The following is a 9,998-nucleotide window of genomic DNA, read 5'->3' on the forward strand; positions in this document are numbered from 1 at the left end:
TCATGCAGACACGGCAACCCAAAAAGAGCTATAAGCAGATTATCCATGACTATCTGCTGGCAGGTCATACCCTATCGACTTATGAAGCTTTTAATCTATGGCAGATCACATGCTTTTTACAAAGAGTGAGCGAGCTAAGGGCGCAAGGTGTGGTTATCCAAGATAAGACCATCAAGCGCAATGGTAAGACGTTTAAACAGTATTGGATAGACAAGCCAGCCAGCAATAACGCTAGTGGGGTGCAGATATGAGCCAGTCAAACGATAAACTATTGCAGATAGCAGACACATTAGAGGGTATCAATGAGCACCTAGTTTTATTGTCGATTGATGCTGAACACTACGCAATGGCACTGCAAGCCGTGCAGACAGATGACCCAATATCTAAGGGCGTTATTCAAGCTGTCATTGCTGCATTGTTTAGGGACTCACTGTTTGCCACTGATGCCAGCGAACAGATGGACAGATTGCTATCAATGCCTGAAATGGAGGTTACGCGCTATGAGGAGTGATGATAATAAAACCAATTTAAAAACCAGCCACGGGGAGCACAATCACAAACAGCCACATAAGCGTAGCTTACTACTTAGCTTTATTATATTCATGGCATGGGTAGCAGGTATTGGCTTGTTACTGTCATTGGTGGCATGTCAGCCAAACAACCCTAAAACCTTTGTAAATATGGAGGTGGCACAGTGAGAACCTACCCACAACCAAAGCAAAGCCGTAAGCACGCCAAGCGCAAAAGCTATTACAAGAAGTATAGAGAGCGGCGCAAGCCGAACCAGTCACAGGCAAGGGGTAACAGATGACTACCACACCACAAACAGACAGCTATGAAAAAGCCCGTGCATTTAGCACAGGCTTAGAGGTTATGAATAGTTTTGATGCAGCCACACGGCAAGGGCTGGCAGGTAATATCTGTAGTGGTCAACTAATTAAGTTAGCTGATTCTGATAATAGTATATCACGCGCCAGCGATGTTATAGGGGATGAGTAATGCACTACTATACATTTCACCCAAAAGACTATATGAGTAAAACTAACTTCCTTGAGCCTATGGAGGACTTGGCTTATCGCAGAATGTTGGACTATCAATACCTAAATGAGTGTCCACTGCCTAAAGATATTGACGAGATAGCAATGCTTATTAATATGCGAACGCATAGCGAAAGCATTGCGACTGTATTGCGTTATTTCTTTGAGCTGGCTGATGACGGTTATGTGAACGACAGAGCCGAGAAAGAGATCGCTAAATATCAGATAAAATCAGATAAAGCACGTAAATCTGCTAACGTTAGATGGAGAAGTAAAGGCGTTAAGGCTAGTAATAGTAAGACTTCAAGTGACAGTAATGCGAATGCAATGCGAACGCATAGCGAAGGCAATGCTAACCATAAACCATCAACCACTAACCAAGAACCATTAACTAGCTTACCGTTTGATGATTTTTGGAACGCTTATGACTATAAGAAAGGCGGTTTAGCAAAGCCAAAGGCTAAATGGCTATCGCTTAGTATTGAGACACAAAAGCTAATCATGGCTCATGTTCCAAGGTATGTTAAGTCAACGCCTAACAAGAGCTATCGTAAGCACCCTATGACCTACTTAAATAATGAGGGCTGGCTTGATGAGATCACAGAGTTAGATAACACTGATGCAGACCAAAGCAGTAGTGCTCGTCCTCACAGTAACCGTAGTGACTCGTTCGACTCACAGCCACAGACCAAGAGCTTAAGCCGTGAGGAGCAGATAGCAGCAAACAAAGCGAGCATGGAAAAAGCGGGGTTAGAAGTATGAGCTTTTATAATATGGACATAGAAAAGGCGCTATTAGCTTCGATCATGAGCATAGAGAAATCTTTAGAGCATGTCGTCAGCAAGATTGATGCTAACGACTTTGCAGCAAGCAAGCATCAGTTAATATTTCAAGCGATCAAGGCTTTGGCTAAAGATGGTCTGCCGTATGATACTGTCATGGTTCACGATTGGTTAGCAACTAATAATTATGGTGATGACGTTTCTGATGGTTATCTTGCCGAGATATTAAGCACAAGCCCAGCCACGTTATTTAATCTTGTGGCCTACGCTGATCGCATACTCGAGCTGTCAAAGTATCGAGCTATCAATCGGGTGCTTCTACAAGCGCAGGACGAATTAAAGCAAGCCGATACTCGTCTTGATGACAAGGTGAACGGGATTATTGAGCAGCTAACGGCTGTCATCGATACCAACAAAAGCGGTAGCGGTGCACGATCTGTTGGCTCATTGATGGACGACTTTTTTACTAATCTACAAGCGGCTAGCAAGGGTGAAGTAATGCCGTTCTCACCTACTGGGTTCATTGATCTTGATAACCGTTCACCAATACAAAACGGTGACTTGGTGGTAGTGGGCGCGCGTCCCTCAATGGGTAAGACTACGTTCGGTCAGAACATTGTACAGAGCATGGTTAGAGACAGCTTTTACACAGACAGTAAAGGGCAGTACAAGCGAAAGGCGGGCGTGTTCTTTAGCTTGGAGATGACAGACGCGTCAGTTATGCAAAGGTTTATGTCATCAATGGCAGGTGTTGATTTAGGTGCTGTCAGAAGTGGTATGAATGTTAGTGCTGATGATTGGGCGAATTTAAACAACACAGTCAGAGACTACAGCAAAGAATATCCTATGTTCATCGAGTCAGGATCATTAATTACTTATCATCAGATGCGAACGACTTTAAACAAGATCCGCAATCAGCATGGCGAGATTGGGGTCATCATGATTGACTACTTGCAAATCATGGGCGGGATTGACGGCAAAGATAGAGTAAATGCACTTGGTGAAGTCACAAGGCACTTAAAAGCCTTTGGCAAAGAGTTTAATTGTCCCGTCCTACTCTTATCACAGTTGAACCGTAGCTTAGAGAGCCGCCCTAACAAGCGACCTATTATGAGCGATTTAAGAGAGTCTGGAGCAATCGAGCAAGAAGCCGATGTGATTATGTTCTTATATCGTGATGAGGTTTATAACGACAAATCAAAAGATAGGGGCGTAGCAGAGGTGATTATCGCTAAGAACCGACAAGGCCAAGTTGGAACGGTTCGACTAGGTTTTGAGGGTAGGTACTCGCGCTTTACTAATTACATTCCGATGACGAACGATCTTGATGCAATCCCTGAGTTTGGCAGCAAGTCTTAGCTGGCAAGTAGGTATCGCCATCATGACGAACCCTAGTAGTATTAAAAGGTAGGCGCTATGAGTCTGCCTTTTTTATTGGTTAGTAAGTAAGTAAGTAAGTATCATCACTGGCACTATAGGAGCAGCTACAGACGCGCTACAGGCTGGCAAATAGGATAAAACTCACTAGGCACTATGCAATGAAACGCAATAAACACGCAATGAAATATACAGGGCATAGCCACTTGCAAGGTGCGTTACTTATAGTTATAGTTGGTACGCTACAACGTATGATATACAAGGCATAGCGACTTACAAGCGGTGAGCCGATGCAGCCCAAACGCAGCTAATCACATTGCAAAAATGCACGATAAATGCACACTTATTGCACCGCTTAAAACGGTATTTATCATGCCAGCACAGTCACCAGTGCACGATATTTGCACACGTAGTGAGATATGTTCAAGATAGATAGAGTGCATCTAATACAGCAGCCAATAAGAACACCCTCACCATGACGGTGAACGAGTAACAGACCACTAGCAGCAATGATAAGGTATAGTTTTATATAGCTAGAATGTGAATTGATACGAGCAGTGCAGGGATATCCGCAAGCGAGAGTGAGAGCCATAACTACAGTTACAATATGACCTAGCCAGCTTTTAACAAAAAAGCCTTACATTATCGTAGGGCTTTTTTATGCCTTATCATCTACAAAGTAAAACCTATAGAAGGCAATGGCAGCCACAATGACAAACATCCAAGCTAAGCTCTCATCAAGTAGCGCGATGAACCTGTATATCCAAGTGACCGCGCACGCATACCAAAACCCATAGCCTAAAATGATGCCCCACCTCATGGCTGGCTAGGCTTATTTCTATCCGTTGCATACTTTTTTACTAGCACCATCTCGAACAGCAAAGCAACACCAAGCGTTCCTATCAATAGAGGTATGCCTTCAATGCCATACGTCCCAAAAATCACTAGGTTAATTAAAATAATAATACCGCCTAATATCCGAAACTGTGTTTTAGTCATGACGCTTGCCCTTATATGGTTTTAAGATACTTAGTATATCCATCATATTTATTTAATGTCTAAAAAATTATGGGTAAAAGTCATGGCTTCAAGTATGCAAATAATACGCTCGAAAAACGCTTAAGATATGCACGACTTTTGCATAAGCGTTTAATAAGCGCGTGCAGCTATTAGCAATTTAACCCCATGCAAAGAAATTACAAGCCCTCTTTGCATATCCCACCTTTTCTCATTTTTATTGGCTCTAATAGCTTTTTTATGGCACATGAAAACCTAAACTAAAAAACTATTATCTATGTCAGTTTTATTTATCAAGCTCCCTTGATTGCGGTACACTACTTAGTCATTTTTAGGGAAAATCAGAGAAACAGATGAGCCTATTTAATAATAAAACATTAGCTAAACATATAAAAAGCCCAACCATACCTGAAGCTCATCAAGATGTAATTCAGAACTGGATAAACCAAATAGATTCAGGCACATTTAATAATCTTAACGAAGTGCAAGTACAAGGAGCTTTTACGCAGCAGATCATGTGTAAGGTATTAGGTTATACTGACGTTGGCTCGGCTGACACTTATACAATTGCCAGAGAATACCCGATTGCTAGAGGTCGAGTTGATTTAGCTTTAGGTCATTTTGTAGGTGAAAAAGATAATTCAAAAAATACTGTTATAGCACCTTTTGAACTGAAAGGTGCTGGTACTAAGAACTTAGATGCAATCATGTCAGGACGACACAAAACACCCGTACAGCAAGCCTATGAGTATGCTAGAGATATTAAAGGTGTTAAGTGGGTATTACTGTCTAACTATGTAGAATTGCGCCTGTACGCCATTAGTGAAACCAGCCTAGTTTATGAACGATTCCTTTTTAGAGACCTACTAGACCCAGCAGAGTACGCTAAGTTCTACCTACTACTTAGTGCCGATAATTTTCTTTCTGGGCATACCGAAGACTTACTTAAAGAAAGTAATAGCGCTGATAAAGATATTAGTGAAAAGCTTTACGAAGACTATAAGTTACTACGCGAGAACATGCTATCGCACATGATAGCCGACAACCCAGATAAAACGCCTAAAGATTTAATACAACCAGCACAAAAGCTGTTAGATCGCATTCTATTTATCTCCTTTGCAGAAGATAAAGGCTTAATTCCTGATAACAGCATTAGAAAAGCCTATGAACATCAAGATCCCTACAACCCCCGTCCTACCTATCAAAACTTTATTGGGCTGTTTAACTCGGTTGATAAAGGTAACACCACGCTAGGTATTCCTGCCTATAACGGTGGGCTTTTTGCTAAAGATGAAGCTTTAGATCAACTGGCTATTAGTAATGAGCTTTGCGAAGGGTTCAAAGACTTAGCTGAATACGACTTTGACTCGGAAGTTTCAGTCACAGTGCTAGGGCGTATTTTTGAGCAGTCGATAGCTGACTTAGAAATTCTTATAGAGACAATAGCTGCTGGCACGCTACCTAAAGCCAAGAGCAAAGCAACGTCTGTTACTGGCAAACGTAAAAAAGATGGCGTTGTATATACACCAGATAATATTACACAGTTTATTGTGGCTAACACTTTAGGTAGCTATATAAGTGAGCAGTTTGATCTGATGTTTGCTGACTACGGTAAGTACAAACCTGATGGAACAATACAGTGGAAAAGAGGTAGCAAGGTAGAACAGCAGTTTTGGTACGAGTGGCAAGAAAAGCTAATGACGATCAAAGTAGTTGATCCAGCCGTTGGCTCAGGTGCTTTTATGGTAGCAGCCTTTGATTATCTTCATCTTGAATATGAAAAGATTAATGAAAAACTGGCAGAGCTAACAGGACAGCGCAGCGTACTAGACCTGAACAAAGAGATCTTGAACAATAATTTGTTTGGTGTAGATATTAACGAGGAATCTATAGAAATAACCAAACTTTCTTTGTGGCTGAAGACGGCTGAAAAGGGCAAGCCTTTAGAATCGCTCGATGCTAACTTTATTGCTGGTAACAGTCTAGGCTTTGATGAACCAGTACCGAACAATACCTTTTCATGGCAAACAGCTTTCCCACAAATATTCGCTGAAGGTGGATTTGACGTTGTACTGGGCAATCCACCTTACGTGAGACAAGAGCTTTTTTCCGATATTAAGCCATGGTTAGAAACACATTATGCTGTTTATCATGGCGTGTTAGATTTATACGGTTATTTCTTTGAATTGGGAACTAAGCTGCTTAAAGAAAATGGAAAGATGGGCTATATCTCAAGCTCAACTTTTTTCAAGACTGGTTCAGGTCAGAAACTAAGAGAATACTTAAGTACTAATATACGTATTAGCAAACTTGTTGACTTCAATGATTTACAGATATTTGAAGGAGTGACTACCTATCCAGTAATAATTATCTTAGAAAAAAATAAACCAGCAGCTGACAGCTTAATCCAAGCATTAGTTTTAGGTGATCTCATACCTGAAAACTTACAGATAGAGTTTGTTATTAAAAGCAGTGATAGTGCACAAAGTCAGTTATCAGTAGATAGTTGGAAAATAGAACCTCAAGATTTATATGATTTAAGATCAAAGCTTACAAACGGATATGATAATTTAAAGCAGTCCTACGGCTCTCCTTACTATGGTATAAAAACAGGCTGCAATGAAGCTTTCGTTATTGATAAAAAAACAAGAGACCAAATAGTAAGCAAAGACCCTATCTCTGAAGAAATAATCTTCCCTTATCTTGAAGGTAAAGATTTGAAAAAATGGATCTATAACGACAGGTCTTTGTTCCTTATCTTTTCTCGTAAAGGCATAGAGATTGAAAAATATAGAGGTGCATTAGAACACCTTTCCAAATTTAGAGAGAAATTAGAAGGAAGATCTGCTAAGGGGATTGAGTGGTATGAGCTAGCAAGCACTATTTCTTATCATAAAGAATTTCATAAATCTAAGTTAGTATGGCCTGATATCTCAAAAAGTAATCAAGTATCAGTTTCGAATAACTCTGAACTTCTTGCAGATACATGCTTTTTCATTTCTTCATATGATTTTTATTTATATGGCCTTTTGAACAGTAGCGTTTTGGAGTTTGTTTTTAAAGCTACTAGTACTATAGCTAGAGGTGGTTTTTACAGATATAAGTCTCAATACGTTGAAAAACTACCCATACCAAAAAAGCCTGAGCAAGAAATTATTTCTCAGATAGCTACCCAATGCCAAGCTAATACTGAAGCTAAACACAAATGTGAAATTAGCTTTGCTCGACGCCTTAAAGACCTAGTACCAGAGCAAGGTGTGTTTAAGCTCAATAACAAACTTAACAGCTGGTGGGAGCTGGATTTTGCTGGTCTGCAAACAGAGATTAAAAAAGCCTTTAAAGGTAGCATTCCACTTGCAGAAAGAAATGATTGGCAAGATTACTTTGAATCAGAGCAAACCAAGCACCAAGAGCTACAGGCAAAAGCAACATTGCTTGAAGATGAGCTAAATCAGGAAGTGTATAAGCTGTTTAATTTAACTACTGATGAGATTGCCTTGATAGAAGCAGAAGTTAAATAGTCGTGACCAGTAGATAAACCATTATAAATATAAAAGGTAGGCGTTCATCGTCTGCCTTTTTTTGTTCTGCTAAACATGACTGTACTGTCAAACTGATAGTTCCGATAAAATCCAGCACGTGCAGCTGACGTAATTATGACTTGGCTATATTTCAATAATCACAATGCGCGTTACTTGCGCAGTAAACGCTTAACCAAAATCGGCACTATCTGAGTAAATGCACGATATTTGAACGATTTTGCGCGACTGGAAACGCTATGTCAATCGCGCAAAACAACAGTAATACTGACACCTTTACACCCACCAGCTGCGACCGATGCACGATAAACGCAAGCTAATCACAGTTAGAAATGCGCGAAATGTGCGCTTTTGTGCGCGTGGAAACGGGTGTTTATGCGCACATATTGCGTGTATTGTGCAGGTTAGAGTTGTACGGGCGCTCATATTTCGCTCGTTCTCGCGCGCCCTTTGAGGCTTGTTGAGCGAAAAAAAATACACCGTAACATTGGTATTACGGGGCTTTACAGGAAACACGCGCAAAAAAACGCGCGATAAACGCTTAATTTTAGCAATATGGTGAGCGAAGTTAAGTATGTCGAGCGAAGTTAGGCGTGACCTTAAACATGAGCACATGAGCACAATAGGTTACAAATAATATCTAAATAAAATAGTAAGTATTCAACAATAGCAAAATCAAAAACGATTGTTGGTATTATGGTTGGTATCGTCTTATTTTAATTTTTATATGTTTATATAAATCAATGATTTACGTCTGTAGTTTAGTTTCCGCCATCTCCACCAAATATTAAAAATCCGATCACTCAATGTGGTCGGATTTTTTTTGGTTTAATTTTAAATGTAGATAGTTGAAATAAAAGTTAAAAGGGACAATCAACTGGTTCTTCATTAGCCAAAAAAGACATATGATAGTTGTAGGTATTATTAACACAGATTTCTGCGTCGTCAACGGTATCAAATTGCTCTGCAGTTCTATCAATAGAGGACGTAAAATCGATCACTTGCTGTGGCGATCTCAAATCTTTAGTTAAGTCACTAGCAGTAAAGTGAATCTTAGCGATGTGGTTCTCAATTTTCACTGTAAAATTTTCATTGCCAAAATTACTAGACTCAAACCCTAGTTTTTTCTCTTCTGGTGTTAAACCGTTCAAGTATTCTTGAATAGTGTTCTTTAGTGGTGAATCTTTATCTACATGTCGAATAACATAGCTTGAATCATCTAAATTTGGGTTTTCAAAATAGACTTTGACTGCTAGTTTGTCTTTGACTGATTGGCTGCTCGTTTTTTTAAGGTAGGTGTTGTAGTTATAGGTATATATAGATGATATCTTAGTCATCATTGCATCAGCTAATTCAGGATTATCTCTTATAGTTGACTCTGTAGCAAAACCCCATAGAAATGGCTTAGAGCAACTATCTTTATTACAGATTAGATTGATAACTTCATTTCCATTTGATAGTTGAACTCTAGAATTTGGAAAAATATTGGCCTTATAATTCTTGTTTTTATAATAGATATTTGTAGTTGTAAAAAAATTATACTCAGTTGGAGATAATTCATGGACTTCTATAAGCGAAGGATAAATTTCATATTCTTGAATTTTTATCTCTTTCTCAAATTTCTTAGAGTTGTTCCAGTAGGTGCAGACTATATTATCTTCTACATCTAGATTAAACTGTTCGCATTTTAATTGAGGTTCAGATGTTTTTAGTGATTGTATTTTTGGTTTATCTAAAAAAAAATCTTCTTTATCAGTCTGAGGTAGCACTGATTTATTTTTATTCTCCGCATTACTGCAACCTGCTAATGCAATAGATAATATTGTTAGGAAAATCCTGTAAATATTTTTTTTCATTTCTCATCCCTCAGGAAATCTTGGATCAAGTATAAGCTTGCTATTGCGATAAGGTGTGGGTTTGTTTCCAGAAGGAGGATTTGGTAAATATTTTTTCATAGCTATCCAAACTAAGCGCCCTTCATATCTTTGTTTGTTACATAAGTCTTCATGAAAATGAACTTTCTCATATGTGAAATTATATTTTTTCACTAAAGCAACCAGTAAGCAAGCTACTGATCTAGCTTGTTTATCCGTTACATCCTCCCAATGATCAACATCTACCCAAGTTTGCTTACCGTTTTTGTCATACGAAAGACCAGCAACTTCAATTGATACTGAATAAGGATTTGCATTACCAGCATGTATGGTAAGTTTATTTAAGTTTGCTGTTTGATAAATTTTACCATC

At 39.2% G+C, this 9,998-nt stretch carries 10 protein-coding genes; 7 read left to right on the top strand and 3 right to left on the bottom strand.

The annotated features are described in order from the left end of the window. Window positions 1–2: 2 nt before the first annotated feature. From CXF65_RS08650 to dnaB, 6 genes are all read left to right on the top strand, one after another. Window positions 3–251, top strand: coding sequence for a helix-turn-helix domain-containing protein (locus CXF65_RS08650; protein ID WP_101211742.1), 249 nt, complete (start codon window positions 3–5; stop codon window positions 249–251). Beyond that, window positions 248–511, top strand: a complete 264-nt coding sequence (locus CXF65_RS08655) for a hypothetical protein (RefSeq protein WP_101211743.1) — start codon at window positions 248–250, stop codon at window positions 509–511. The genes CXF65_RS08650 and CXF65_RS08655 overlap by 4 nt, the downstream gene beginning before the upstream one ends. After that, window positions 501–698, top strand: coding sequence for a hypothetical protein (locus CXF65_RS08660; protein ID WP_101211744.1), 198 nt, complete (start codon window positions 501–503; stop codon window positions 696–698). The genes CXF65_RS08655 and CXF65_RS08660 overlap by 11 nt, the downstream gene beginning before the upstream one ends. 109 nt (window positions 699–807) lie before the next feature. Further along, complete coding sequence (locus CXF65_RS08665) at window positions 808–999, top strand: hypothetical protein (RefSeq protein WP_101211745.1); 192 nt, start codon at window positions 808–810, stop codon at window positions 997–999. Then, window positions 999–1,799, top strand: a complete 801-nt coding sequence (locus tag CXF65_RS08670) for a YdaU family protein (protein ID WP_101211746.1) — start codon at window positions 999–1,001, stop codon at window positions 1,797–1,799. Before CXF65_RS08665 ends, CXF65_RS08670 begins: the two co-directional genes overlap by 1 nt. Further along, window positions 1,796–3,178 carry a replicative DNA helicase gene (gene dnaB / locus CXF65_RS08675; protein ID WP_101211747.1) on the top strand — a complete coding sequence of 461 codons (1,383 nt, stop codon included), beginning with the start codon at window positions 1,796–1,798 and terminating at the stop codon, window positions 3,176–3,178. The genes CXF65_RS08670 and dnaB overlap by 4 nt, the downstream gene beginning before the upstream one ends. An 834-nt stretch (window positions 3,179–4,012) precedes the next feature. On the opposite strand, the gene CXF65_RS08680 is transcribed toward dnaB, so the two are convergent. Beyond that, complete coding sequence (locus tag CXF65_RS08680; RefSeq protein ID WP_101211748.1) at window positions 4,013–4,195, bottom strand: hypothetical protein; 183 nt, start codon at window positions 4,193–4,195, stop codon at window positions 4,013–4,015. A 371-nt stretch (window positions 4,196–4,566) separates the two neighbouring features. On the opposite strand from CXF65_RS08680, the gene CXF65_RS08685 reads away from it, so the two are divergent. Next, window positions 4,567–7,734, top strand: a complete 3,168-nt coding sequence (locus CXF65_RS08685; protein ID WP_101211749.1) for an Eco57I restriction-modification methylase domain-containing protein — start codon at window positions 4,567–4,569, stop codon at window positions 7,732–7,734. Between the two features lie 878 nt (window positions 7,735–8,612). Here the strand turns inward: CXF65_RS08685 and CXF65_RS08690 are convergent. Both CXF65_RS08690 and CXF65_RS08695 read right to left on the bottom strand, forming a co-directional pair. Then, complete coding sequence (locus tag CXF65_RS08690) at window positions 8,613–9,608, bottom strand: hypothetical protein (protein ID WP_101211750.1); 996 nt, start codon at window positions 9,606–9,608, stop codon at window positions 8,613–8,615. Between the two features lie 3 nt (window positions 9,609–9,611). Next, window positions 9,612–9,998 (bottom strand): N-acetylmuramoyl-L-alanine amidase (locus tag CXF65_RS08695; protein WP_157824069.1); only part of this gene is annotated, 387 nt, incomplete at its 5' end.

It is taken from the genome of Psychrobacter sp. Sarcosine-3u-12, from assembly GCF_002836005.1.
Taxonomy (GTDB): Bacteria; Pseudomonadota; Gammaproteobacteria; order Pseudomonadales; family Moraxellaceae; genus Psychrobacter; species Psychrobacter okhotskensis.